The following is a 23,949-nucleotide window of genomic DNA, read 5'->3' as shown; positions in this document are numbered from 1 at the left end:
CTCTATCGAGACCCGGCTGCGTGGGTGCCGGGGAAACTCTGGCGTCCTTCGGTCAGACCACGAGCTGTGGCCGCAGCCAGTCGACGTGCGCCTCGACACCGTCCGGTCCGGGCTCGGTACGCAGTTCGAGCGTTGCCGCGCCCTCGACCGTGACCTCGAACGCGACGGGCGCCTCGCCGCCGCGCAGCGCGAACGTGCTCCGCTCGACGCCATCGACGAGGATGCGCGCGACCACGGTGGCGTCCGGGGTCTCGTCGTCGATGCCGACGGCACCGGTCAGCAGGCGCGGGCCGCCGGCGAGTGCGAACTCCACAGCGGAGCGCTGACTGACGCCCAGTCCTTCCTCGTGGACGACGCCGGCGACGGTGAGTGGGCCGCCGTCGCGGGGGTCGCCGCCGCCGTTGGCCGCGTTGCGCTCGACCGGGCCGACCTCGTTGCGGCAGCGCAGAAACGGCATGGTGGACAGCGGGTGGCTTCCCGGCGACAGCGGCGCGACGACCTGGGCGTGCGCGACCGCCGGTACGCCGTCGGCACCGGGGATCTCGGCGGCGACGACGACCCGGTCACCGGGGCGGACCCCGGCCGGGGCCCGGACCGTCCACTGCCCGCGATGGGCGCCCGGGACGGCGGTCCATCCGGGGGCAAGGCGCAGGGTCGCGCGGGGATCGGCGTCGAGGACCGCCGTCCCGTCGTCACCGACGACGCTTACCGCGGGCTCGATGCGCGGCAGCGCGTACCTGGGGTTGGCAGCGGCGCGGACCAGCGGCGCGCCCGCGGGTGCCACGATCGCGGCGTAGCCGCCGTTGTGCGCGAGGTCGACCGGGATCGGCTCGGTCACCTGTCGCAGGATCGTCTCGGCCAGCCCTCCGGTGCCGTCGTCGGTGACGAGCAGGACGTCGGCCGGGCCGTCGACAAGGCTGGCCACGGAGAGGGTGACCCGCTCCGGGCCGGTCGCGCTGATCGCGCCGACGAACCAGCGGTCGCCACTGCGGCGGGCGATGACCGCGCCCCGGTCCGGGTGCCCGTCGAGGAGGCGCACCTCCTCCCAGGCCGGCGCGAGCTCGGCGAGGAACGTGGCCGCCGCCGGACGCTTGGTGTACTCCCCCGGGTCGTCGGCGAAATGGGTGATGCCGGACTCGTAGACGACGGCGAGCGCGAGCTCGTGGGCGTCGCTGGTCTCCCGCCGCGGCGCGCTGAACGCCACCGGCGTGTAGTCCATCGCGCCGACGACGTTGCGGGTGAACGGCTGGATCACGTTGTGCGCGGCGGTCAGCGGCTCCTGGTAGAAGACGTAGTACTCGGCGCCGCGGATCCCCTCGTAGCTGACCACGTGCGGATGGGTCCTTGCCCAGCCGCGGGGGATGACCGAGCCGTGGAAGTTGACGACGAGGCCGACGCGAGCGGTCTCCGCAATGATCGCGTCGTACCACCGGTAGCGCTCGCGTGACTCGGACTCCATGAAGTCGACCTTGATCCCGGCGACTCCCCAGGACCGCCACAGGGCGAGCTTCGCGAGGGCTTCCGGCCCGTCGAGGTCCTTCCACGAGCTCCACAGATGTACCTGTACGCCCCGGGCGCTGGCGTAGGAGACGAGTTCCGGCACCCACGTCGGGTCCCAGCCACAGTCGACGAGCAGGTGCTCCCAGCCCTGCGCGGCGGCGAAGTCGGTGAACCGTTTCTGGTCGTCGAGGTAGGCGCCGGAGTACTGGCTGGACCACCAGGACCAGGCCGCCCGGCCGGGCCGCGGCAGGGTGAGGTGCCCGGTGGCGGCGGCTGGTGCCAGGTCGTCGACCAGGTGAGACGCGACGATCTCGGCGAGGTCGCCGACGATCGCGACCCGCCACGGCGTGGCATGCCCAGCCTCGACCTCGGCGGTGTCGTCGGCGGTGACCAGCGCGAAGGCGCCGCCGGTGTAGCGCACGTGCGCCCCCGAGCTGCGGCCGTCGATGTCCGACTCGCTGATCAGCACGAAGGACTCCGGCGTGGCCGTCAACAGCAGCGGGAACCCGTAGTCGCCGTCCGCGAGGTGGTCCAGGTCGCTGCCGAAGCGAGGAGTCTCGTACCAGGTCTGGTACTCCAGTGGCCAGGCGCGGCCGGCGCCGTGCGGCACGTACCGGGTCAGCTCCGCGCCAAGGACGCCCGCCTCGGGCACGACGTACCGGAACGCGAACCCGTCCCGGGCTACCCGTACGACCAGACCCCACCGGCGCCCGTCCGGGTCCCGCAGCGTGTACGCGGTCTCCTGGTGGTCGACGTCCAGGGTGCCGACGACCTTGCCGGTGTACTTGCGGTAGGTCTCGCGCACCCGGCGGCGGGACACGTCGACGACCGCCGAGTGGGGACCGAGCCGCACACCGTCGACGGTGATCCCGAGCTCCACGCGCGCGAACACCGCCCGGCCGCGATGGCTCGCCTCGAGCGTGAGATGGTCTCCGGCCGGCCGGAGCGTAATCGCGAGACCACCGAGCGACGTCGTCGCGTCGGGGGAGATGTCTACAGGCTGATGAAGATCCATCGGGGTCGTCAGGCTCCTATGCCGGCCGAACTGGCCTTGATTTGCACTCACGGCGGAGCCTAGGCATCATTACTTAACACTGTCAAGAAACATAGTTAACGTCGTCAAGGAATAGTGGATGTTCATGGCGAGCTCCTCAACCGAATGGGTCCACCTACGCGGCGGCGGCGTCAGCCTGCTGCTGGCTCCGGACCGCTGGGGTCTTCCCGCAGTCGCGCACTGGGGGGCCGCCCTCGACGGCGACGCGGACGTGCAGGGCCTGCTCACGACCGGTACGCCCGCCGTGCTCAACAGCTCCCTGGACGCGCCGCGCTCCTTCTCGATCGCCGCCAGCCGGCAGCACGGCTGGTCCGGAACCGCCGCTGTTGAGTTGCAGGTCGGGCGGGCCAGTGGCGGGCCGCTGACCCTCGTCGAGACGACGGCCGAGCCGACCAGCGCCCGGTTCGTCCTGTCCGACCGGGAGCGGCAGGCCGAGATCACCTACGAATACCGCCTCGACGCCGCCGGAGTGCTGCACGCCACGGCGGTCATCCGAAACGCGACCGCCGGCCAGGAACTCACCGTGAGCGCGCTGCGGCTGCTCCTGCCGCTGCCGGCGCGCGCGACGGAGGTGCTCGACTTCACCGGGCGCTGGAGCGGCGAACGGCATCCGCAGCGCCGTCGGATCGGCGACGGCACCTGGACACGCTCCTCGCGCCGCGGCCGGCCCGGCCATGACTCCGCGTTCCTCACCCTCGCCGGCACCCCCGGCTTCTCCTTCCGGTCCGGTGAGATCTGGGCGGCGCACATCGCGTGGAGCGGAAACCAGGAACAGATCGTCGAACGCCTCCCCGAAGGCGCCGGCGTCCACTCGGCCGTAATCGGTGGCGGCGAGCTGCTCGACCTCGGCGAGATCCTGCTGGGGCCCGGCGAGGCGTACCAGAGCCCGGAGGTCCTGTTCGCCTGGGGCGACCGCGGCATCGACGGCGTCACCGACCGCATCCACCGGTCCGTCCGCGCGCTGCCCGCGCACCCCTCGACACCACGCCCGCTCGTGCTCAACACCTGGGAGGCGGTCTACTTCGAGCACGACCTGGAGCGGCTGACCGAGCTGGCCAAGCGGGCCGCCGACATCGGGGTCGAGCGGTTCGTCCTGGACGACGGTTGGTTTCGGGGACGTCGCGACGACACGGCCGGGCTGGGCGACTGGTCTGTGGACGAGACCGTGTGGCCGCACGGGCTGCGCGGCCTCAGCGACCGGGTACACGAGCTGGGGATGCAGTTCGGCCTGTGGTTCGAGCCCGAGATGGTCAACCCCGACTCCGACCTCGCCCGTGCCCATCCGGAGTGGCTGCTCGGCGAACTGCCGGACCTGCGCTGGCGCCACCAGTTCGCCCTGGACCTCTCCCAGCCCGCCGTGGCCACCTACCTGCTCGACCGCATCGACGCGGTCGTCACCGACTGCGCCGTGGACTTCATCAAGTGGGACCACAACCGCGACCTGCACGCCGCGCGCGGCGCCGCCGGGGCGCCGCGCGTCCACGAGCACACGCTGGCCGTGTACCGACTCCTGGACCAGCTCCGCGCCCGGCACCCGGCACTCGAAATCGAGAGCTGCGCCAGCGGCGGTGCCCGGGCGGACCTCGGGATCATGTCGCGCACCCACCGGGTCTGGGTCTCCGACACCAACGATCCGATCGAGCGTCAGCTGATCCAGCGGTGGACGCAGACGCTGCTGCCGCCCGAGCTACTCGGTACCCACGTCGGCCCGATGCGGGCGCACACCACCCAACGGTCAACCGCGCTGTCGTTCCGCCTCGTCACCGCGTTGTTCGGGCACGCCGGCATCGAGTGGGACCTCACGTCATGCGGGCCGGCCGAGCTGGATGGCCTGGCCCGCTGGGCGCGGCTCTACAAGGAGCTCCGCCCGTTGCTGCACAGCGGCCGCACGGTCCGCGCGGACCACGTCGACGCCGGCGCGCTCCTGCACGGTGTGGTCAGCGACGACGCGGCGCACGCGGTCTTCGCCTGGGTCCGCCTGCACACCAGCCCGGCCGCGCATACGGCGCGGTCGGCGCTGCCGGGACTGGACCCGGATCGGCACTACCTGCTGCGCACGCGTCCGGAGACGGGACCGGCCGCACGGCACCAGGTCGCCGACCCCGGCTGGTTTTCGCGCGCAGAGCGTGGCATCGTGCTGTCCGGCCGGGTCCTGACCCGGGAAGGCGTGCCGCTTCCCCTGCTCAATCCCGGTCAGGCGATGCTGCTCGAGCTCATCGCCGCACGGTAGCCGTCGAGAACGGGGCTTCGGCGGGGTCGCGCCGGTTGGTGGCCAGGGCGATCCGGTGCCAGAACGGGTACACCGCCGGCGGCTGAGTGGCCGCGTCGAAGCCTCGACCTCGTCCCGTGCGAGCGTGAACATCACCGCTATACCTGCTCGGTAGAGCCGACGCCGAGTTTGTCGGCCGACCACGCGCCACCGCAACCCGTGTTGAGCACACCGAGTCGCAGGCCGGTCAGTGCGATGATGACCTCGACCACGCCACGGGCGTTCATACCGGCGCCGGTTGCCATGCCTTCCCAGCGGCTGAGCCGGGAGGCGGGCACCGAGGGACGCGCCGGCGAACTTGCCGAGGATGGCGGTGATCAGCACCGCCAGTGCGGCGAGTGCGACGGTCGGGTCCACGAGTGCGGTGAGGTCCATCCGCAGTCCGGCGGTGGCCAGGAAGAGCGGGGCGAGCACCGCAGTGACGATCGTACGCAACGATGCCGGCTTGATCTGGTTGGCAGCGCCCGGCAGGCCGATCAGGATACCGGCGACGAACGCGCCGAAGACCGGCTCCATGCCCAGGGCGTGGGTGCACACCGCGCCCAGCAGGATCACGACGACGGCCGCGGAGACGCTCGGGCCGCCGTCGTCCGACCGGTCCGCGATCCTCATGACCCGGCGTGCGTACCACCGGTCGGCCGACCAGGACGGCGAAGACGACGAAGCCGACCAGGTACAGCAGGGAGAGCGAAATCTGTCCGGCGCTGACGCCCTTGACGGCGGCCGCCGAGACCATCGACAGCAGGAACCGTCCGACGACGTCGTCGAGCGTGCCGGCCAGCAGGATGAGCTGACCCACGTTGCGATGCAGCAAACGCAGGCGTCGTACTTGCGCGGTACCCGGACGCCGCCTCCAACAGCGCCTGGTCGGCCGCCACCTGTGCCCGCCGGATGGCGTCCGAACTGGCCCGGGTGGCGATCAGGACCGCGCACCGCACCAGCCGCAGCCAGCCGATCGCCAGCTCCTGCGCGACGAGTGCGCCCCATGGAGGTACCGACGATTCGGCACGGAGCCAGGTCCAACGCTTCGATGAGTCCCTGGTGTCGGCGACCATGTCCTCAAGCGAGTACCTGCCCGTGGGGGCGTCCGAGGGGGATGCCACGGTTGTTGAAGGTGACCGTCTGGTATCCCGCCCGTTGCAGCGCCGGAGTCTGGTGCAGGCTCCAGACATGGCCGGCCGCCCCCGTACCCATGATCAGAAGGACGGGATCCCCCTGACCGGAGCGCTGGTAGGCGAGCCGGATGCCGTTCGTGCTCAGGTAGGGCATCTCGGTGCGCTACCAGGTCCACTCTCGCTTGTTGAACAGATGCTCGGCGGTAATGCCGTTGTCGGAGCACCAGCCCAGGAACTCGTCGATCTGCTTCAGCTGGTAGGTGTCCGCATTTGTACGGCGGACCCCCTCACAGCGTGTCGGTCACCGGCCTGCGGCCGCCGAGGCGGGCGGGAACGGCGGTGAGTGCCGCCATCACGAGCAGGGTCGCCAGCACCAGGACGGCCAGTTGCCAGAGCGAGGGAAGCGTGGCCCTGTCGCTGTCGCCGCCGGTGATCCCGTTGATGGCGGCGAACAGTGCGAAGCCTCCCGGGAAGACGCCCAGGACGGCACCGACGAACGCCGGCAGTACCTGCGCGGCGGCCAGTGCGCCGGTCACTTCGCTGGGAGTCGCGCCGAGGGCACGCGCCAGCGCCGAGGAGTGCCGGTTGTCGAGCACGGTCGCCCAGGTGATGACGATCGCGTTGACCGCCGCCAAGGTGAGCAGGATGACCGTCCAGGTGAGCAGCACGTGGCGCAGTACCCGCACCTGGCTCTCGCCGTAACCGCCGGTGAGTGGTTGGGTGGCGAGGAAGGCGTTGAGCACCAGCAGGACGTAGATGCCGCTGACGGTGACCGCGATGCTGGCCACCCCCAGCACGACCCGGCGCGGCCGGCGGGCGGCGACCCGCAGGGCGAGGAGCAGCGGGACGGGCAGTCGCGCCGAGATCGCGATGAGCCAGCCCATCCGCTGGGGCGGGCGGGCGGCGTCGGCCAGCGCGTTGACGGTGCTGGAGCGGGCGGCACGCACGGCCGGCACAGCGGTCGCGACCACCGCGACGGCGAGCGCCACGGCGATCACCACGATGACCCTGGCCATGGTGATCGGTGGCGTACCCGCGCTGCCGACGAGGCCAGCGCTGGACTCGGTCAGCAACGGCGCGGTCAGCGTGCCGATCGCCAGCCCGCCCACGGCCGCGACGAGGGCCACGAGGACATACTCGGCGAGCAGGACGGCGGCGACCAGGCCCGGTGTGCCGCCGACCGCCTTCAGCAGCCCGACGCGCCTGGTCTGATCGGCCATCCGACCGCCGACCAGCACCGAGAGACTCGCCACGGCGAGCAGGCCGAGCAGCCAGGTACCGATCAGCAGCAGGATCTGAGAGTCTCTGGCCAGCTCGATGGCGTCCGTGAGGATGTCCTGCCAGCTCTGCATGGCGGCGGCGCGGCCCGGTCCGCCGGAGTTCGCGTCGATGAACGCCTGGGCCCCGTTCGGATCGGCGAGTTTCAGGTTCAACACGTAGGAGAGGGAGTTCGGATCCGGGGCGATGCTCCGGACGTCCGCCTGGGTGAGCCAGACCAGCCCGGGATTGTGCAGCAATCCCGCTGGCAGCGTCTGGCCCTCGGTGATGACGCCGTTGACGCAACCGGGTTTGACGACGATGCAGGACGACCCCGGATAGGGCGGCATGGCGGCGGTGACCGCGAACCCGACGACCTTGAACGACCGGTCGGCCAGGGTGACCGAGTCACCGACGCGTACCTCGAGCGCGCTGGCGAAGGCGGCTTCCATCACCACGCCGCCGTCGCTGACCCAGCTGCCCTGCGTCACCTCGGGCCGATCGACCGACGCGGGCGCCGCGTCGCGGCCCACGATCTGCACGTCGGAGGTGCGGTCGGCTGCCTGGAGCTTCCCGGAGGTGACCGGGAACGGTCCGCTGTGGTCGGTGACTCCGGCCGCGGTGGTCAGGCTCTCGAGCCGGGGAAGCCCGGCGGTCTGGCCGTTGGCGACCACGTCGGGTCCGTTGGTCGCCTTCCGGGTGCTCTCGTACGGGTCGCGGGCCGCGTCACCGAGGACGAGCGCGAGCGTCAACGTCGTGGTGGCTGCCAGGATGGCGAGCAGGAGCAGCGCGGCCTCGGTGCGGCGCCGGCGGAGGTCGCGCACGGCGAGGCGGACCACGAGCAGGATGCGGCCCATCGGCTCAGTCCTCCAGCCCGGCGAAGGCGCGGAGTTCGCCGGTGGTGCCACCGGTCAACCTGGTCTCGTCCACGAACACGCCGTCGCGCATCGAGATCATCCGGTCCGCGGTGGCCGCGATCCGCGCGTCGTGCGTGACGATCACCAGCGTCTGACCGGAGCCGTGCAGTCCCTCGAAGAGTTGCAGGACGTCCAGGGTGGCGGCACTGTCCAGGTTGCCGGTCGGTTCGTCAGCGAGCACGACCAGTGGTTCGTTGCTCAGCGCCCGGGCGACCGCGACCCGCTGTCGCTGGCCACCGGAGAGCTGGGAGGGCAGGAATCGCGCCCGGCCGGTGAGCCCGACCTGCTCGAGCAGTTCCTCCGCGCGCCGTCTGGCGGCCCGCGGTGAGCGCCCGGCCAGCAGCGCCGACAGCTCGACGTTCTCCACGGCGGTGAGTTCCTCCATCAGATGGAAGGACTGGAATACGAAGCCGATGTCGGTACGTCGCATCCGGGCCAGGGCCTTCTCGCTGATGTTGTCGATGCGGCGGCCGCTGAGCAACACCTCGCCGGCCGAGGGCCGGTCCAGCCCGCCGAGCAGGTGCAGCAGGGTGGACTTCCCGCAGCCGCTCGGCCCCATGATCGCCACCGTCTCTCCGGCGGCGATGTCGAGATCGACCCCGTCGACGGCGCGCACCAGTCCTTCCCCCTTGCCGTACTCCTTCTGCACCCCGCGGGCGCGAAGCACAGGCGTGTCGGCGGCGTCGCTCACGATCCACTCCTTCGGTGGGTCCAGTTCTTCTCACATGCCTCGAGCCAGCGCAGGTCCGCCTGGAGCCGGAGCACGACGCCTTCCAGCAACAGCGCGGCGTCCGAGTAATCCGGCTCGGCCATGGCGGCGCGCTGGGCGTCGCGCAGCCGGCGCAGCAACTCGCGGCGCTGGGCGTCGACGATGGTGATCGGATCGGCCAGCCCGGCCGACGCGGCCGCGACCAGCTTGAGGTGGAACTCGGCGAGGTTCGGTTTCGGCCAGCTCACCTCGGTGATCCACTCGGCCACCCGCTGCTGGCCGTCGGCGGTCAGCGCATACCTCTTGCGCTCTGTCCGGTCGCGGGCGTCGGCGGGCCGCTCGACCTCCAGCAGGCCGGCCTTCTCCAGCCGGGTCAGCGTGACGTAGACCTGCCCGGCGTTCATCGCGTCGCCGAGCGGGCCGAGCGCGTCTCGCAGCCGGGCCCCCAACTGGTAGGCATACGAGGGCTCCTTGGCCAGCATGGCCAGCACTACTTCCTGCTGCATCGGGCCCCCTATAACCGTTATACCGCGTGTCTAACGGTTAGATCGCGGGTCGTCAAGCTTGCAGCCAGGCGGCGATGGCCGCCCAGACCCGGCCCAGCATGTCGGGCTGCACCCTGTTGGTATGGGTACAGGGCAGATCGACCTCGGTGATCTTGCCGCGCGCGTACGGCTCCCGGAGGTGGCCGCCGGAATTGCGCGCCCGGGCGTCCTCCGCGACGAAGAGCAGCAGATCCCGTTCGAACACACCGAGCCGGTGCTGCCGTTTGATCTCGATGTTCTTCTTGCCGACCCGGACGCCGCGCCGCAGTTCCTCGTCCGATATCCCACCGAGAAGGGCGCCGTTCTCCGCCCGGAGCTTCGCGGACAGGTCGTCCAGGTCGGCTCCCGGTCCTCGTGGCGCCCCGCCGGAACCTCCGAGGCGGAGGGGTCCTGCTGGGCGGAAGGGTCGGTGTCCAGTGGCTCGGCGTGGGCAGCTGCGTAGCTTGGCATCGCACTGCCGCCGCACGACGCCGACCCGCGGGACGCGCTGCGTCGGGCCAGCGACCCGATGTACCGGGGCCGATTGGGGTGGGCCGGCACGGGCGGCAGCTCTACGCCTCAGAGGCCCAGCTGAGCCACTCGGGATCGTGACCCCAGCCGTTGCGCTCGTAAAACGGCACCGCCCGGGTGCTGGAGTGCACCGTCACGTGCTCCAGCTCCAGGCGACGGGCCTCGTTCAGCACGGCCGACATCAGCAGCGCGCCGACCCGGCGGTCGCGCAGCTCAGGGACGACGAACACGGACTGCACGTCGCCGCCGCGCCGGGCGTACTTGTTTGCCTTGGGCACACGGTCGAGTACTGCCAGCCAGGCCATCCCGATCACCTCTCCGGCGGCCTCGGCCACGAACGCCCGGTGCTCGGGGTGGCCGCGCATCCAATCGCCGAGCGTCGCGACGAACTCGTCCAGGTTGTCGCCCTGGTAGCCGCGCTCCTGGATCGCCCGCCGCCAGCGCAGCCCGGCCAGGGCGGGCGCATCCGCGTCGGAGGCCCGACGCACCGTCACCTCAGTATCGATCATGCGATGATCGTAAAACCACTTTCATCCTGCATAGCGGTTCGCTTCGACGTGGTGCAGGACGAGGAGGGCCTGCACGATCGCAGTGGTCAGCGTGGGCAGCTGCGTAGCTTGGCCAGGATTTTCCAGGTCCTGAGCGTGGCGATGGCGCGTTCGCCGCGGGCACGGATTTCGCATGCGCCCGGTTCACTGCCTTCTGCCGGCGCGCCTCGAAGTCGTAGAAGGGCATCCGGGTCATGGACTCGTCACCGCCGGCGAGAGCGAAGTCGAGGCCATTCCAGCGCATCTCCATGGACGCCGACCAGATGGCCTGGAGTCCGGAACCGCACAGCCGGTTGACGGTGTAGGCGGGTGTGGAGACCGGCAGTCCGGCGGCGATGGCCACCCGACGAGCGTTGTAGGCGTCGGGCCCGACCTGGCCGATGCAGCCCATCACGACCTCCTCGATGGCGTCGGCCGGCACCGCCGAGCGCGTCAGTGCCGCCCTGGCGGCAACGGCACCCAGTTCGTGAGCGGGCGGGTCCTTGAACACCCCGCCGTGGTTGCCGGTCGGCGTACGGGCGCCGTCGACGATCACGATCCGCTGGTCCGGGCTGGTCATATCGAGATTCCTCCGTCCACGGGAAGGACAACTCCGGTGATGTATCCGGCCTCTTCGGAGGCGAGGAACGCCGTGGCCGCAGCCATTTCGCTGGGCGCCGCGAACCGGCCGAGCGGGATGGCGGCGGCAAGTTCCTGACGCTTCTCCTCGGGAACCGAGCCGATCATCCGCGTCTCGGCGTTGGGCGAAATGGCGTTGACGGTGACGCCGAACGCCGCGAGTTCCTTGGCCGCGGTCTTGGTGAAGCCGATGATCCCGGCCTTGGCTGCACCGTAGTTTGCCTGCCCGATGTTGCCGCGCAGACCCGTGTACGAGGTCACGTTGATGACGCGGCCGTACCGCTGCTCCCGGAACACCGGAACGGCGGCACGGGTCAGCCGGAACGTTCCACCCAGGTGGACGTCGAGCACCTCAGCCCAGTCCTGGTCCGACAGCTTCCAGAGTCGACGGTCCCGGAGGATGCCGGCGTTGTTGACGACGATGTCCAGCCGGCCGGCCGCCGTGACCACCCGGTTCACCAGGGCCTCAACGGCCTCGGTGCTGGTGACGTCGCAGGCGACCCCGACCGCGCCCACCTCGTCCGCCGCCAGCGCGACCGCGTCGGCGTCGGCGTCAACCAGGAACACCTTCGCCCCGGACTCGTGGAAAAGGCGGGCGAACTCGAATCCGAGCCCGCGCGCCGCTCCGGTCACGATCGCGGTTCTCCCCGCGAAGTCGAACGTCAGATTCGGCAACTCCTGCTCCTCCTCACGGGCCTTGACAACGGCGAGCCCTCGCCGGCCACCACGCCCTCCAGCACCGCCGATGAGCTCTTTCATGGGTTTCGTTCGGCCTGCCCAGATCTCGGTAACCCGGGCGTCCTTCCAGGCATGGGTCACGCGGTACCCATTGAACCTTTTTCAACCTGGACCGCGCGGCGCTCACGCACCGCGTCCGACCTTGCGGTCCACCGGACCGCAAGGGGGGTTGAAAAAGGACCATTCATGATCCTATCCGCCTGGCTAAAGCAGTTCCTCCGCCGCGTCTCTCAACGAGGTCAAGACGCGGCGGGTTTGCGGCGTGTCAGGGAGCAACGCGAGGAGCAGCGGAGAGGTGGAGAATGTCGACTGGTGGACCATGAGGCGACGGATCCATTCCATGCCCGCATCCAACTCGGCGGCGGCATCGGTCGCGCCTCCGCTGCGTACCCAGTTTCCGAGCGCGGACCGGTGGATCGCGTCGATGAGAGCCGCAAGGGCCATCGACTGGAAGGACGGGGCGTCGGCCGGAAGATGATCCCGCAGGAACGAGCGTGTGAGCGTCACGTATCGCTCATGTTCGATGACCTCCCGCTTCCGTAACTCGGGGACGACGCGCGTCAGTTTGTATCGCCGGAGGACGAGCTCGGGCCGGCTGAGGAAATCGCGCAGTGACTCCTCGGTGGCCGCGATGACGGCCTCTACCGGGTCCGTACCAGGAGCGGACTCGACAAGGCATCGCTCGACGAGCCCGAGGCGTTCGGTGTGATCCGGAAACGCGAGTTCGTCCTTGCTCTCGAAGTGCCGGAAAACGGTACGACGAGACACGCTCGATGCCTCCGCAACGGCTTCGACAGTAACGTTTGCGTACCCCTCCTCAAGGAACAAGGCCATCGCCGTTTCCGAGATCCGGTACTTGGTCTCGAGTATTCTCCGCGAAGTCACCGACAGGTGCCCTCTCCTGACGTGGTGTTGCGCGAAGTTCAGCTCCCGCGCATCGTGAGGTTTGCCGAACTCTATAACCCTGCGCTGCGCTCGCGGCGGCTCACGGCCTGCGCCTCGCCGAGTCAGCACTGGCCGAAGTGCGGCGCGACGACGTACGGCGCTGCTGCCAGGCCAGCCATTGGTGACGAACGGTCCCCCAGATTCCACGGCGGAACAGCAGCACCACGAGGACGAAGACCGAGCCGGTAACCAGGTCGATGCCGTCGAAACCGGACGAGGCGAGGTAGTCGGCGAGCATCACGGCCAGGAACGCACCCAGGGCCCCTCCCCACAGCGTGCCGATGCCGCCCAGCACCGTCATCAGCACGACTTCGCCGGAGGTGCTCCAGTGCAGCTCGGTCAGCGCCACGAAGCCGTGGTTGATGGCGAACGTGCCGCCGGCCAGGCCGGTCAGTCCGGCGGAAAGCACGAAGGCGATGACCTTGTACTTCTCCACTTCGTAGCCGAGCGCCCGCGCTCGCTGGGTGTTGTCGCGGATCGACACCAGGACCCGTCCGAACGGTGAGTGCACGATCCGCCAGGCTGCCCACATGCCGAGCAGGAGGATCGGCAAGGCCGCATAGTAGAAGTAGAACGACTCGGTCTCCACCAGTTCGATGCCGAAAAACGACCGGGGCACGCCTTGCAGCCCGTTCTCGCCACCGGTCAGGTCGCTCCACTGGTACCCGATGAAGTAGACCAGTTGTCCGAAGGCGAGGGTCACCATCGCGAAGTAGATCCCGGACCGGCGCACCGACAGATAGCCGACGGGGAGGGCGAGGACCATCGCGAACAGTGCGCCGCCGAGGACGGCCACCGGAAACGGCACACCGTAGTGCGTGGCGATCAGGCCCGTCACGTACGCCGAGCTGCCCCAGAACGCAGCGTGTCCGAAGGACAGCAGCCCCGTGTAGCCGAGCAGGATGTCCAGGGCGATCGCGAACAGCGCCATCGCCACGATGTCCATCGCTACCGGCGGATAGACGAACCATGGCAGCGCCAGCGCTGCCACCAGGCCGGCCGCCAACAGGACCCATCGCCTCGAGCCGCCCCCTGCGATGGCGGCGTGCGCCTCGGTGACCGGGGCCGGGGTAACCACGGAATGGGTCATGCCGTCGCCTCCTTGCGTCCGAACAACCCGGCGGGGCGGACCAGGATGATCAGGGCCATCAGGACGAAGATCAGGATCTGCGCGAACGTCGGGGCGTAGGCCTGACCGAACGCCTCCACCAGGCCCACCATGAACCCCGCGACCACGGCGCCGACGATCGACCCGAGTCCTCCGATGACCACGACCGCGAAGAGGATGATCGCGAAGTTGTTGCCCATGTCGGCCGTGATCGCGCGGAACGGCGCGGCGAGCACGCCGGCCAAGCCAGCGAGCGCGACGCCGAAGCCGAAGACCGGAGTCACCCAGCGGCCCACGTTGATGCCCAGGGCACGGGCAAGCTCGGGCTTCTCGGTTGACGCCCGGACGATCATGCCAACCCTGGTCCGCGTCATCACCAGCCAGACGAGCACACAGATGGCCACGGAGAACAGGAAGACGAACAGTTGGTAGCGCGGCAGCACGACGCCGGCTAGGTCGACGCGTCCCTGAAGCGCGTCCGGCGGCTTGTACGGCAGTCCGGAGACTCCGTACCTCTGCTTGACCAACTCGACGAGGATCAGCGTGAGGCCGAAGGTGAGCAGGAAGTTGTAGAGGGGGTCGAGCCGGAGCAGCCACTGCACGAGCAACCGCTCCACCACGACGCCGAAGACGAACATCAGCACCGGCACCGCCAGCAGCGACCACCACAGCGTGAGACCGAGGGTGTCGAGCAGGACGGCTGAGGTGACCGCGCCGAGCATGTAGAACGCGCCGTGGGCGAAGTTCACCACGCCCAGGACACCGAAGATGATCGCCAGTCCCAGGGCGGCCAGCGCGTAGAAGCTGCCGGCCGCCAGGCCCTGGACGGCGTACTGCAGCACTGCGTTCATGGGTTCCTTTCCCCGGTGCTGACCCTGGGCGCCGAGGGGCGCCCGAGGCTTGTAAAACCGGACCACCCGCTCACTTCGAGCAGTTGGACGCCTCGGCGGGAGGGAATGCCTTCGCCGCGGGGATGGTGGTCACGATTTCCTCGTAGTCCCACTCCTCCTTCACCTGCGACGGCTCCTTGACGCGGGCCAGGTACGCGTCATGGACAACGAGGTGGTCCTTGGTCCGGATCTCGCCGTTGCGCAGAAACACGTCGTTGATCTTCTTGCCCTCAAGCTTGCCGACGACCGCGTCGGCGTCGTCGGTGCCGGCCTCCTGGACCGCCTCCAGGTACTGCAGCGCCGCGGAATAGTTGCCAGCATGTTCGAAGGTCGGGCGGGTCCCCGTCTCATCGCGGAACCGGTCCGCCCACGCGCGCGACTCGTCGTCCATGTTCCAGTACCAGGCGTCGGTGAACAACGTGCCGGCGAACTGGTCGACGCCCAACGAGTGGATATCGGTGATGAGCATCAGCCCAACAGCCAAATCGATGCCCTTATCCTTCAACCCCGACTCGTTGAACTGCTTGACCACGTTGATCAGGTCACCGCCCGCCTGCATCGTACCGATCACGTCGGGATTGGTGCTGCCGGCCTTGGTGAGGAAGGTCGCGAAGTTGTCGTTCGGAAACGGCGTCGGGATGGTGCCCTGCACCGTGCCGCCAGCCTTCTTGATCGCTTCGGTGAAGGACTTGGTCATGTCCTGGCCGAACTGGTAGTCGGGGTAGATGATGTGCCAGTTCTTGTCGCCGTTCTGGGTGACGGTGGTGCCGGTGCCGTTGGCGAGCATGTAGGTGTTGTACGCCCACTGGAAGGTGTACTTGTTGCACTGCGCGCCGGTCAGTTCGGTGGTTGCCGCGCTCACGTCGAGAAAGAGCTTCTTGTGGTTCTTCGCCTGGTTGGCGACGGCCAGAGCCGCGGACGAGGTCGGCACGTCGAGGATGACGTCCGCACCCCCGCGCTCGTACAGCTCCTGAGCCTTGGTGTTGGCGATGTCCGGCTTGTTCTGGTGGTCGGTTGACGTCACCTCGATGTCGTCGACGACCGCCTTGTCGCCGTACTTCTTCTGGTAGTCGGCCACCGCCATCTTGACCGCCTTGACGGTGTTGGGTCCCGACGCGTCCTTGTAGACGCCGGACTGGTCGTTGAGCACCGCGAGAACCAGCTTGCCGTCCGTGAAATCACCACCCGATCCCCCGGGGCCGCCGCCACCGCAGGCGCCGAGGAGCAGTACTCCCGTCATGGTCGCGGCACCGGCCCGAATTCGCTTGCCCTTCATGGTGGCTCTCCTCGTGTCGTGTCCGATGTGTCGCGTCGCCTGGTCGACCGATCAGATGCCGAGGTGCTTGAGCAGCTCGCCCTCGCGCCGTTGGAAGTCGGAGTTGTCGAGGGTCTCGACGATGCGGCCCTGGCTGAGTAGGTAGTGCCGGTCAGCCACGGTGGCTGCGAACTTGACGTTCTGTTCGATAAGCAGCACGCCGACGCCGGTGGCCTTGATCTGGTGGATGATCGCCCGGATCCGGGCCACGACCACCGGGGCCAAGCCCTCGGAGGGCTCGTCCATCAGCAGCAGACGGGCACCGGTCCGAAGCGCCCTGGCGATGGCCAGCATCTGCTGCTCCCCGCCCGACAGCGTGGTGCCCGGCGCCTTGCGGCGGTCGGCGAGCACCGGGAATGCTTCGTAGACTCGCTCCAGTGTCCATGCCCGGTCGGAGACCTTGGGCGGAAGCAGCAGGTTCTCCTCGACGGTGAGGCTCGCATAGATGCCGCGGTCGTCCTGGACCCAGCCCATGCCGGCGCGGGCCCTCTGGTGGGCTGGCATGCGGGTGACGTCGCGGCCGAGGAAGGAGACGGTGCCGCCGACCTGCCGATGTAGGCCGATCAAACACCGCACCAGGGTGGTCTTGCCGGCGCCGTTGCGTCCGACCAGGGTGACGACCTCGCCCTCGCCCACCCGCATGCTCACCTCGTGCAGCGCCTGCGCCTCGCCATACCACGCCTTCAGACCGGTGACCTCAAGCATGGTCGGCCTCGCCCAGGTAAGCGGTGATCACCCGTTCGTCGTTGCGGACCTCGTCGTAGGCACCCTCCGCCAGGACCCTGCCCTGCTGCATCACCGTCACCCGGTCGGCCAGGCTGCCGACCACGTGCATGTTGTGGTCGACGAACACCACGGTGCGACCGGCCGCGATGCGACGGACCAGCGTGATGGTGCGGTCGACGTCCTCGATCCCCATCCCGGCCGTCGGCTCGTCGAGGAGCATCACCCGTGGGTCCAGCGCCAGCACCAGTGCCAGCTCCAGCGCGCGCTTCTGCCCGTAGGCGAGCAGCCCGACCGGCTTCTCCGCCAGCGGCATCAGTCCCACCTGGGCGAGCAGTTCGTCCACGCGGGCGCGATTCCTGCCGAGTAGCTTCTCGGACCGCCAGAACCGGAACCCCTGCCTGGTGAGCCCCTGGAGAGCGAGCTCCACGTGCTCGCGGCTCGTCAGGGTCTCGAAGAGGCTGGTGATCTGGAACGACCTGGCCACACCACGGCGCGCCACCTGCTCGGGCTGTTGGCCGGTGACGTCCTCGTCGAACACCGTGATCGCCCCGGACGTCGGGGACACGAAGCCGGTCAAGAGGTTGAACAGCGTGGTTTTCCCCGCACCGTTGGGACCCACAAGCGCGTGCACGCTGCCCTCACGAACCTCCAGGTCCACCGAGTCGACCGCGCGGAAGCCGCGGAACACCTTCGTCAGGGCCTGCGTGCGCAGCGCCACCCGACCGCTTGTCGTCACACCGATTCCTTCCAGGTGACCTGCGGACCCCGGGTGATCTGCGGGCTCCGGACACCCGCGGTGGGGCACGTCGTGGGTGCCACACGCCGGAAACCAACGGTGGTGCATGCCGGACGCACGGCAGCGGAGATGCCCTGGGCTGCACTCCCTTGGGCGAGGAGCAGCACTAGCGGTCGAGGCATGTCAGTCCCTTCTCAGTCGCACAGGTTCGCGCGGCTCTGTGCCGCGGCTGGTCACCGAACCCTCTCCACCTGAACCGCGCGGCGCCAGCGCCCCGACCCTTGCCTTCGGCTCCGACGGACCGCGAGGGGAGGTTGAAAGGTTCACTGGCGAGCGGCATCGACGCCTGGGGTTGACCCCGCCCGCCCAACTCGTCTCGTCGATGGTGTGACAATGCCTTCCTCGCACGGCTCGGAGCAGTAGCGCGAGCGGACGACGCGGAGCGCGATCGCGGCACCCGAACGCGATGCGACCGGTCGTGCCGTGCCCGATCGGACCCGCGTCCTTCACAGCCACGGCGCGTGGTCGGGTGACGTCAACGCGAACACACGAAGCTTTGGGCACTGTCGGGATCACCCGAGCGGTACTTCGGCCAGCGCGGGTACTCGCAGAGCGGGCGCGTTCTGCCGCTCGTGCCGTCTTCAACCACCGGCTTGACAGGCGGCCGTCCTTCCTCGACCCAGCGTTCGAGAACGGAGAGCGAGTCCCAGTTGGCGGCAAATGCGGGCGCGCCGAAGTTGGCGTGATTCGCACCCGGCACGAGATAATATCGCATGAATTCTTGTGCCTGCCGTGGCCCTACCGTGTCAAGCACTCGCCGGTAATAGTCGTTCGTGGAGCGATGGGAGACCAGCTCGTCCGCGGAACCGTGGAGCAGAAGCAGCCTTCCGCCGGAGCGCGCAAAGGGCCGAAGGTCCGAGTTATTGCGATCTTGGATGGTGGAAAGGTAACTGATCCGGGGAAGCCATTTCCCAGGTCGCCGAGGGTCGATGTCGAGCGAGTTGTAGCCGGCGTCCCTGGTCAGGAAGTATTTCACCCACTGGTCCCAGTACTGGGACCCATATCCACTTGTCACCGGCATGGGGTTGGCGGGCGCGGAGGTGCCGAATCCAAGGATCGGCGTTCTCATGTCAGCACCCGAAAGGAGAGGAAAGCCAGGATAATACCGCTCACCACTGGCGATTCGGTACGGCCAACTGAACGGCGTGGATGCGGCAATCACCGATGTGATCTGCGGATCGGAGAGACATGTCGGCCCAGCATCGGCACCTTGGGGGCAGCGGAGCACTCGGGGGTCGAAGTCGCAGCCGTCGAGGTTCGAGATGACCTTGTCCTCGAGACCGTCCCGCCCGTCGCATGCCTCCATGACGCTGTTGTAGAGAAGGGTCTGCTTCTCGGGCCCGGGGAATGCGCCAGGACGGGACATCACTCGCGCAAGGTATCCAAGATGGAGGACTTCGGCCGTGTTATTCCAAGCAGGGTAGGCGGAGATGATGCCATCAAAGGCGTCCGGCCACCGTTGCGCGACGACAAGAGCCTCACGGCCGCCTGTCGAGCCGCCCGCAAAGTACGCTCGACTGGGCTCTGCACCGTAGCTCTGCCGGATGAGGTACATGGCGGCATCGCGGGTCTTCTTGAGCGCATCGCCGGCGGCGAAATTCCGAAGTGCCTCGTCGTTCATGCCGAAGGACCCGTCCAGGGACCCCGCGGGACCTGCCTGGTGGCCGGAGTCACTTGCGAACGTGACATACCTGCGAGCCAGGGGCGTCGGTTGACCGGCACGGCCGAATGGCACGTTCTGCGCGAGGCTGGGAATTGTTCCGTTGTATCCGCCGCCGCCAAACATCATTGCGTTGCGGTTCCAGCCGACAGGCATGCCGATTTGCAGCCTGATGTCCGGCGCGGAGGGATCGATCGGAAAGAGCGCTGCGCCGACGCTGCAGTACTCGATGGTCTCGCCACTCACAATCTGGGTTACCAGGGATGCCGACTCGACGCGGCCGCCATTGGTCGGCAAACTGATTGCCGACGCCGGGATCACTCTCCCCGCCAACTCCGCGCATCTGGGGGTCGCACCCACCGCGGCGGCAGGCGCAGGCCCGAGGACCGCCGTCGCGCTCATCAACGCGGTGCCGAGCACCAGCCCGGCAGGGATTCGGCTCAATCTCCCACGAACTCGCCGCACGTGGCTCATTGCGGACCTCCTGCCTGAGCACGCTGTGCCGCCAGGGCGCTCATAGACGGCACTGAGTGCCACCACTGTGCCATGCGTCACAAGCGCCCGCAAGGGCCGAGCAGAGGAAACGTCGAGGTGCCGGAGAACCAGGGCGATGCCTGGCCGACGGCGACTCACGGCTGTGCGCCGCCGTCCAGCTATGTGGCGAGCCTGCCGCACAGGGAAGGCGTACCCGCCGCGTTCGCCGCCGGCTCCGCGGTCAGGCTGCCCGTGTGGACGAGGCCGACCTGCGCGCCAGCCGCCAGGCCGCCCGACCAGGGAGCAGCGTGGCCCTGCGCCGCGGACGCCACGACCGCTTCAGCGCGGAGCGGGGCCGACGGCCCGGGCAGGCAAGCAGCTGCGCTCTTGCACGGCGGAAGAGATACATGCGACAGTTGGTGGCACGCGGTGGCACTGATAGCGCGGCTCAACGACACCGCGTGCCAGGTACGAACCCAAGGAGGCAGTGCCCATGCCTGCTGTGCCGTCCGGGGCCGTCATCGTCCGTGAACCGGCCGAGCGCCGTCGCGCAAGGTCGTCTCCACTCCGTCCGATCCTCGGCGTCGTCCTTGTGACCGCGGTCCTGACCGCCATGCCGTTCGCCCGTGCGTCCGCCGACGCCGTCCAGCACGGAAAGGAGCCGACCCTCGTCCGGACGACGCTGGGTCCGATCGTCGGGCGAGACGAGGGCCGGTCGAGCGGGACGTACTCGTGGCTGGGAATCCCATACGCCGCGCCGCCGGTGGGCGATCTCCGATGGCGGCCGCCGAAGCCCCACCAGCCCTGGGCAGATGTCCGGCGCGCCCAGCAGTACGGGTCGGGGTGCACACAGCCGGGACGGTTCTTCAGCCCGTCCCCGAACGGGCCGTTCTACGACCTGGCGGTACGCGATGGATTGCGGCAGCCCGTCGGCGAGGAGGACTGCCTGACGCTGAATGTCTTCCGTCCGTCGACGTCACAGCGCAACCTGCCCGTCGTGTTCTTCATCCACGGCGGAAGCAATGTCGTCGGCTATTCGGCGGATCCGATGTACGACGGGCGAGAGCTGGCCAGGCGGGCCGGGGCGGTGGTCGTCACCGTCAACTACCGGGTGGGGATCTTCGGCTGGCTGAGCGCCGAAGGGCTAGGGGACGGCGACCCCCTGTCGGCGTCCGGCAACTTCGGCACTCTCGACCTTGTCGATGCACTCCGGTTCATCGACAAGAACGCCCGGAAGTTCGGTGGCGACCCCGACAACATCAGCGTCATGGGCCAGTCGGCGGGTGCGGTAAACGTCTGGTCCCTGCTCGTGTCCCCGCTGGCGCGAGGGATGGTCGACAAGGCAATCCCACTCAGCGGCGGCCTGAGCACCCGAAGTGTGGCCAACGCGAGGGCTTACGCTGACCGCGTCATGCAGGCCGTGAAGAGCGACCACCCCTCTTCGAGCAAGAGCGACATCGATCTGCTTCGTTCGCTCTCCGCCGACGACCTGGTGCGGGTGCTCGTCAGGCACCAACTCGACGCAACGCCGGCGGTCATCGCCGACGGCGCGGTGATCCCGTCGGACCCGTACGCAGTGCTCGAGTCCGGGGTGGATCGCGATGTGCCCGTACTCGCCGGGAACACCCTCGAGGAAGGGAAGCTGTTCGGCAGTTCCATCGGCGCGCACAAGCCGAGTGACTACGATAGGTTCACCGTTCAGTACCTGTTCGATCCCGATAACCCCGGCACCCTGACCACCTCCGATCTGCTCAGGGACGAATACCTTCCGGTAGACAAGCCCGAGGGCTGGAACGATGCTGCTGCGGCACTTACCGAGTCCGTCTTCACCGGCATCAACCGGGACTCACTGAACGCGTTGGCTCGCAGCGGGAATCGATCGCTCTATCACTACAGGTTCGACTGGAATCAGGAGCCCGCGCCATTCGACCAGGTGTACGGCGCGGTACACGCGATCGACCTGCCCTTCGTGTTCCGCAACTTCGGGCGCAACGTGTTCTCGTACGCCTTCAGTCAGCAGAACCAGCCCGGGCGACTGAGGTTGTCGGACCTGATGATCGCCAGCATCCGGAACTTCGTCAACAAGGGATCACCGCAGCATCGCGGACTCGGTCGCACCTGGGACCAGTGGCCGGCGAGCCTGGTGCTCGACGCGGACGATCAGCGCGTCCATCTCGGGTCGACGACCGACCGGTGAGGCCGTCTCCGCCTGACGAAGGATTCGTCATACGCCGACGGCGGGGAGCCTTCGTGACAACTCCGCACTGCCCCGAGCTGGCGGGCGGTGGCCGTGGCGAAGCAGCATATCGATATTGCTCGACGATCTGGCAGCCATGCCGACGCTTCTGCGCAGCGGGGCCGTGCACCACCCCCCGACGACATCGTGTATACATAGATGTCGATAGATGTGGCTCGCGGGGAGGCACCATGCGTGCACGCTGATGGACCCGGTCGGGCATGTTCACGCTCGCGCTGACCGCGGCGGGCCAGCGCCGCTGGCGGTGGGCGGTCCGCACCGGAGAACGGCATTGACCCGTACCTTGACCCAGGGACCGGCGGACTCGGTGAGCATGGTGAGCGTGGTGATCCCGCAGACGGTGCGCAACCGCACGTACACCTTTGCCAGCCGGTCGGACGGCGCCGGGAAGGCCCAACTGATCACCGCGCGCACGACGGCTACCTGCTACACCGCGACCCACCGGCCGGACGCTGGAGTCCGCGCCGGCCCTACGAAAGAGCAGGTCCCACCCCCCTGACAGGTCCCACCCCCTGATTGGAATCGACCAATGCCCCGACGATCTGCCCGCGCCGCCCTGGCCGGCGCCCTGACGCTGCTGACGGCCCTGACCATCAGCACCACGGTCACCCGTGACCCGGCGGATGCCGGTGACACCGTGAGCGCCGGCGACCCGGCCAAAGTCCTCGCCGGCCCGACTGGTCCCTGCACCCCGGGCGCCTCTTACCCGTCACCGCTGCCCGCCGCCACCGTAGCGGCCACGAGGATCAGCGGCGGCTTCAGTTTCCTGGAGGGACCGGTCTGGCTCGCCGGGTCGGGCCAACTGCTCCTCTCCGACCTGCGCGGCGGTACGGGCCCGGAGAACGTGCAGCCTTCAACGATCCGCCGGTTCACTCCGCCGGCCACGTTCGACGTGTTCCTCGAGAACGCCGGCAGCAACGGGCTGGCCCTGACCGGAGACGGCACCCGAATCGTCGCCGCCACGCACGACCAGCGCAGCGTGTCGTCATACCTGTTGTCCGACAGAAGCCGCAGCCTACTGGCGAGCGGCTTCCAGGGACGACGGTTCAACTCCCCGAACGACCTCACAGTCCGCGCCGACGGGACCATCTATGTCACCGACCCGAACTTCCAACGCGGCAACCGGCCGGACGAACTGGCCGGGATGACAGGGGTCTTCCGGGTGAACGACGGTGAGGTGTTCCTCGTCGACGGCACCGTGGCCCAGCCCAACGGCGTCGTGCTGTCGCCGGACGAGACGACCCTCTACGTAGGCGGCAACGCCGACAACACCATCTTCAGGTACGACCTGCTGCCGGACGGCAGCGCTAGCGAACGCACCGTGTTCGCGAGCCTGGCCGGCCCGGACGGCGCCACGGTGGACTGCGCCGGCAACATCTACTGGGCGTCCTACAACGACGGCCGGATCCACGTCTTCGCACCCACCGGCGAAAAGCTGGGCACGATCTCCGCAGGCCGGAACACCACCAACGCCGCGTTCGGCGGCCCCGACGGCCGGACCCTGTTCATTACCTCCGGAACGTGGGGCAACTTCGGTCTGTACCAGGTCGAACTCAACGTGCCGGGATCGCCATACTGACGGACAGGGGCAGCTCGACCAACCACTCCGATGCCGGAGCACCGGGTTGCGGCAACCGGGGGCGATTGTCTCCGGGCGGAGCCGGTCGACCAGGCCGGTGAAAGTGTGTACGTCCGCGTCGGCCCGGAAGGAGCCGGTGATGTCCGCGCCGTTCCGCGAGCCGGTACCTCGTCCAACGGCTTGGCGCGCGGCACCTCCCCGGCGACCGACGCGAACGCGACGACGGTGCAGGCCGCGGCCAGGGTGCAGCGGAGTCTTGTGGCGAGAGTCAACGTCGACCTCCCCGCTCGATGGCCGGGTCCGGGTAGCCGGCGAACTCGGCCAGTCGAGTGTTGTGACCAGGCTGGCTGGGGTACCACCCCTGGGTGACGCGTAGCCGCACATAACGCGCCCGCGTCGGCGTGACCGCCGGGATGTTG

General features: G+C 68.8%; 20 protein-coding genes and 2 pseudogenes. 3 read left to right on the top strand and 19 right to left on the bottom strand.

From position 1 onward, the window contains the following. Window positions 1–52: 52 nt before the first annotated feature. The gene (locus AAH979_RS37645; protein ID WP_346262913.1) at window positions 53–2,515 is read right to left on the bottom strand and encodes a glycoside hydrolase family 97 catalytic domain-containing protein; all 2,463 of its coding nucleotides are present in this window, start codon (window positions 2,513–2,515) and stop codon (window positions 53–55) included. Between the two features lie 124 nt (window positions 2,516–2,639). Here AAH979_RS37645 and AAH979_RS37640 point away from each other — a divergent pair, with 124 nt between their 5' ends. Continuing rightward, complete coding sequence (locus AAH979_RS37640) at window positions 2,640–4,784, top strand: alpha-galactosidase (protein ID WP_346262912.1); 2,145 nt, start codon at window positions 2,640–2,642, stop codon at window positions 4,782–4,784. A 137-nt stretch (window positions 4,785–4,921) separates the two neighbouring features. On the opposite strand, the gene AAH979_RS37635 is transcribed toward AAH979_RS37640, so the two are convergent. From AAH979_RS37635 to AAH979_RS37555, 17 genes and pseudogenes are all read right to left on the bottom strand, one after another. Further along, entirely contained in the window at window positions 4,922–5,101 is a 180-nt protein-coding gene (locus AAH979_RS37635) for a hypothetical protein (RefSeq protein WP_346262911.1), read from the bottom strand. A gap of 781 nt (window positions 5,102–5,882) precedes the next feature. Next, window positions 5,883–6,092, bottom strand: a complete 210-nt coding sequence (locus AAH979_RS37630; RefSeq protein WP_346262910.1) for a hypothetical protein — start codon at window positions 6,090–6,092, stop codon at window positions 5,883–5,885. Window positions 6,093–6,225: 133 nt separating this feature from the next. Next, window positions 6,226–8,052 (bottom strand): FtsX-like permease family protein, encoded by a 1,827-nt coding sequence (locus tag AAH979_RS37625; protein WP_346262909.1) that lies wholly within the window; start codon window positions 8,050–8,052, stop codon window positions 6,226–6,228. Window positions 8,053–8,056: 4 nt separating this feature from the next. Further along, entirely contained in the window at window positions 8,057–8,803 is a 747-nt protein-coding gene (locus AAH979_RS37620; protein WP_346262908.1) for an ABC transporter ATP-binding protein, read from the bottom strand. After that, on the bottom strand, window positions 8,800–9,327 hold the full coding sequence (locus AAH979_RS37615; RefSeq protein WP_346262907.1) for a PadR family transcriptional regulator: 528 nt from the start codon (window positions 9,325–9,327) through the stop codon (window positions 8,800–8,802). Before AAH979_RS37615 ends, AAH979_RS37620 begins: the two co-directional genes overlap by 4 nt. Window positions 9,328–9,379: 52 nt before the next feature. Then, window positions 9,380–9,571 carry a hypothetical protein gene (locus tag AAH979_RS37610; RefSeq protein ID WP_346262906.1) on the bottom strand — a complete coding sequence of 64 codons (192 nt, stop codon included), beginning with the start codon at window positions 9,569–9,571 and terminating at the stop codon, window positions 9,380–9,382. 346 nt (window positions 9,572–9,917) lie between these two features. Further along, window positions 9,918–10,385, bottom strand: a complete 468-nt coding sequence (locus AAH979_RS37605; protein ID WP_346262905.1) for a GNAT family N-acetyltransferase — start codon at window positions 10,383–10,385, stop codon at window positions 9,918–9,920. A gap of 21 nt (window positions 10,386–10,406) precedes the next feature. Continuing rightward, window positions 10,407–10,590 (bottom strand): annotated as a pseudogene (locus tag AAH979_RS37600) (transposase family protein); the annotation flags it as partial. 30 nt (window positions 10,591–10,620) lie between these two features. Continuing rightward, window positions 10,621–10,983, bottom strand: a pseudogene (locus tag AAH979_RS37595) (acetyl-CoA C-acyltransferase); the annotation flags it as partial. Next, a complete protein-coding gene (gene fabG / locus AAH979_RS37590; protein WP_346262904.1) occupies window positions 10,980–11,861 on the bottom strand; it encodes a 3-oxoacyl-ACP reductase FabG in 882 nt (293 codons plus the stop codon). The gene fabG and the pseudogene AAH979_RS37595, both read right to left, overlap by 4 nt. 123 nt (window positions 11,862–11,984) lie before the next feature. Then, entirely contained in the window at window positions 11,985–12,665 is a 681-nt protein-coding gene (locus AAH979_RS37585) for a helix-turn-helix domain-containing protein (RefSeq protein WP_346262903.1), read from the bottom strand. Window positions 12,666–12,765: 100 nt separating this feature from the next. Beyond that, a complete protein-coding gene (locus AAH979_RS37580) occupies window positions 12,766–13,815 on the bottom strand; it encodes a branched-chain amino acid ABC transporter permease (RefSeq protein WP_346262902.1) in 1,050 nt (349 codons plus the stop codon). Continuing rightward, window positions 13,812–14,684 (bottom strand): branched-chain amino acid ABC transporter permease, encoded by an 873-nt coding sequence (locus AAH979_RS37575; protein WP_346262901.1) that lies wholly within the window; start codon window positions 14,682–14,684, stop codon window positions 13,812–13,814. Before AAH979_RS37575 ends, AAH979_RS37580 begins: the two co-directional genes overlap by 4 nt. Window positions 14,685–14,754: 70 nt before the next feature. Further along, window positions 14,755–15,999 (bottom strand): ABC transporter substrate-binding protein, encoded by a 1,245-nt coding sequence (locus tag AAH979_RS37570; protein ID WP_346262900.1) that lies wholly within the window; start codon window positions 15,997–15,999, stop codon window positions 14,755–14,757. 51 nt (window positions 16,000–16,050) lie between these two features. Then, on the bottom strand, window positions 16,051–16,743 hold the full coding sequence (locus AAH979_RS37565; protein ID WP_346262899.1) for an ABC transporter ATP-binding protein: 693 nt from the start codon (window positions 16,741–16,743) through the stop codon (window positions 16,051–16,053). Next, complete coding sequence (locus tag AAH979_RS37560; RefSeq protein ID WP_346262898.1) at window positions 16,736–17,500, bottom strand: ABC transporter ATP-binding protein; 765 nt, start codon at window positions 17,498–17,500, stop codon at window positions 16,736–16,738. The genes AAH979_RS37565 and AAH979_RS37560 overlap by 8 nt, the downstream gene beginning before the upstream one ends. Window positions 17,501–18,035: 535 nt before the next feature. Next, the gene (locus tag AAH979_RS37555; RefSeq protein ID WP_346262897.1) at window positions 18,036–19,694 is read right to left on the bottom strand and encodes a tannase/feruloyl esterase family alpha/beta hydrolase; all 1,659 of its coding nucleotides are present in this window, start codon (window positions 19,692–19,694) and stop codon (window positions 18,036–18,038) included. A 493-nt stretch (window positions 19,695–20,187) separates the two neighbouring features. Here AAH979_RS37555 and AAH979_RS37550 point away from each other — a divergent pair, with 493 nt between their 5' ends. Further along, window positions 20,188–21,891, top strand: a complete 1,704-nt coding sequence (locus AAH979_RS37550) for a carboxylesterase family protein (RefSeq protein WP_346262896.1) — start codon at window positions 20,188–20,190, stop codon at window positions 21,889–21,891. 264 nt (window positions 21,892–22,155) lie between these two features. On the opposite strand, the gene AAH979_RS37545 is transcribed toward AAH979_RS37550, so the two are convergent. Beyond that, a complete protein-coding gene (locus AAH979_RS37545) occupies window positions 22,156–22,365 on the bottom strand; it encodes a hypothetical protein (protein ID WP_346262895.1) in 210 nt (69 codons plus the stop codon). Between the two features lie 115 nt (window positions 22,366–22,480). On the opposite strand from AAH979_RS37545, the gene AAH979_RS37540 reads away from it, so the two are divergent. Continuing rightward, the gene (locus tag AAH979_RS37540; RefSeq protein WP_346262894.1) at window positions 22,481–23,530 is read left to right on the top strand and encodes an SMP-30/gluconolactonase/LRE family protein; all 1,050 of its coding nucleotides are present in this window, start codon (window positions 22,481–22,483) and stop codon (window positions 23,528–23,530) included. The last annotated feature ends 419 nt before the right edge of the window (window positions 23,531–23,949 follow it).

The sequence above is a fragment of the Plantactinospora sp. ZYX-F-223 genome (genome assembly GCF_039649625.1).
GTDB lineage: Bacteria > Actinomycetota > Actinomycetes > Mycobacteriales > Micromonosporaceae > Plantactinospora.
The sequence above is the reverse complement of the archived record's forward strand: the minus strand, read 5'-3'. Positions and strand labels throughout refer to the sequence as shown.

Coding starts and splice junctions, on each gene's coding strand:
- AAH979_RS37555 (WP_346262897.1), bottom strand. CDS start 19,694: ATGAGCCACGTGCGGCGAGTTCGTGGGAGATTGAGCCGAATCCCTGCC.
- AAH979_RS37630 (WP_346262910.1), bottom strand. CDS start 6,092: ATGCCCTACCTGAGCACGAACGGCATCCGGCTCGCCTACCAGCGCTCC.
- AAH979_RS37575 (WP_346262901.1), bottom strand. CDS start 14,684: ATGAACGCAGTGCTGCAGTACGCCGTCCAGGGCCTGGCGGCCGGCAGC.
- AAH979_RS37625 (WP_346262909.1), bottom strand. CDS start 8,052: ATGGGCCGCATCCTGCTCGTGGTCCGCCTCGCCGTGCGCGACCTCCGC.
- AAH979_RS37605 (WP_346262905.1), bottom strand. CDS start 10,385: ATGATCGATACTGAGGTGACGGTGCGTCGGGCCTCCGACGCGGATGCG.
- AAH979_RS37565 (WP_346262899.1), bottom strand. CDS start 16,743: ATGCTTGAGGTCACCGGTCTGAAGGCGTGGTATGGCGAGGCGCAGGCG.
- AAH979_RS37550 (WP_346262896.1), top strand. CDS start 20,188: ATGCCTGCTGTGCCGTCCGGGGCCGTCATCGTCCGTGAACCGGCCGAG.
- AAH979_RS37540 (WP_346262894.1), top strand. CDS start 22,481: ATGCCCCGACGATCTGCCCGCGCCGCCCTGGCCGGCGCCCTGACGCTG.
- AAH979_RS37615 (WP_346262907.1), bottom strand. CDS start 9,327: ATGCAGCAGGAAGTAGTGCTGGCCATGCTGGCCAAGGAGCCCTCGTAT.
- AAH979_RS37640 (WP_346262912.1), top strand. CDS start 2,640: ATGGCGAGCTCCTCAACCGAATGGGTCCACCTACGCGGCGGCGGCGTC.
- AAH979_RS37570 (WP_346262900.1), bottom strand. CDS start 15,999: ATGAAGGGCAAGCGAATTCGGGCCGGTGCCGCGACCATGACGGGAGTA.
- AAH979_RS37645 (WP_346262913.1), bottom strand. CDS start 2,515: ATGGATCTTCATCAGCCTGTAGACATCTCCCCCGACGCGACGACGTCG.
- AAH979_RS37580 (WP_346262902.1), bottom strand. CDS start 13,815: ATGACCCATTCCGTGGTTACCCCGGCCCCGGTCACCGAGGCGCACGCC.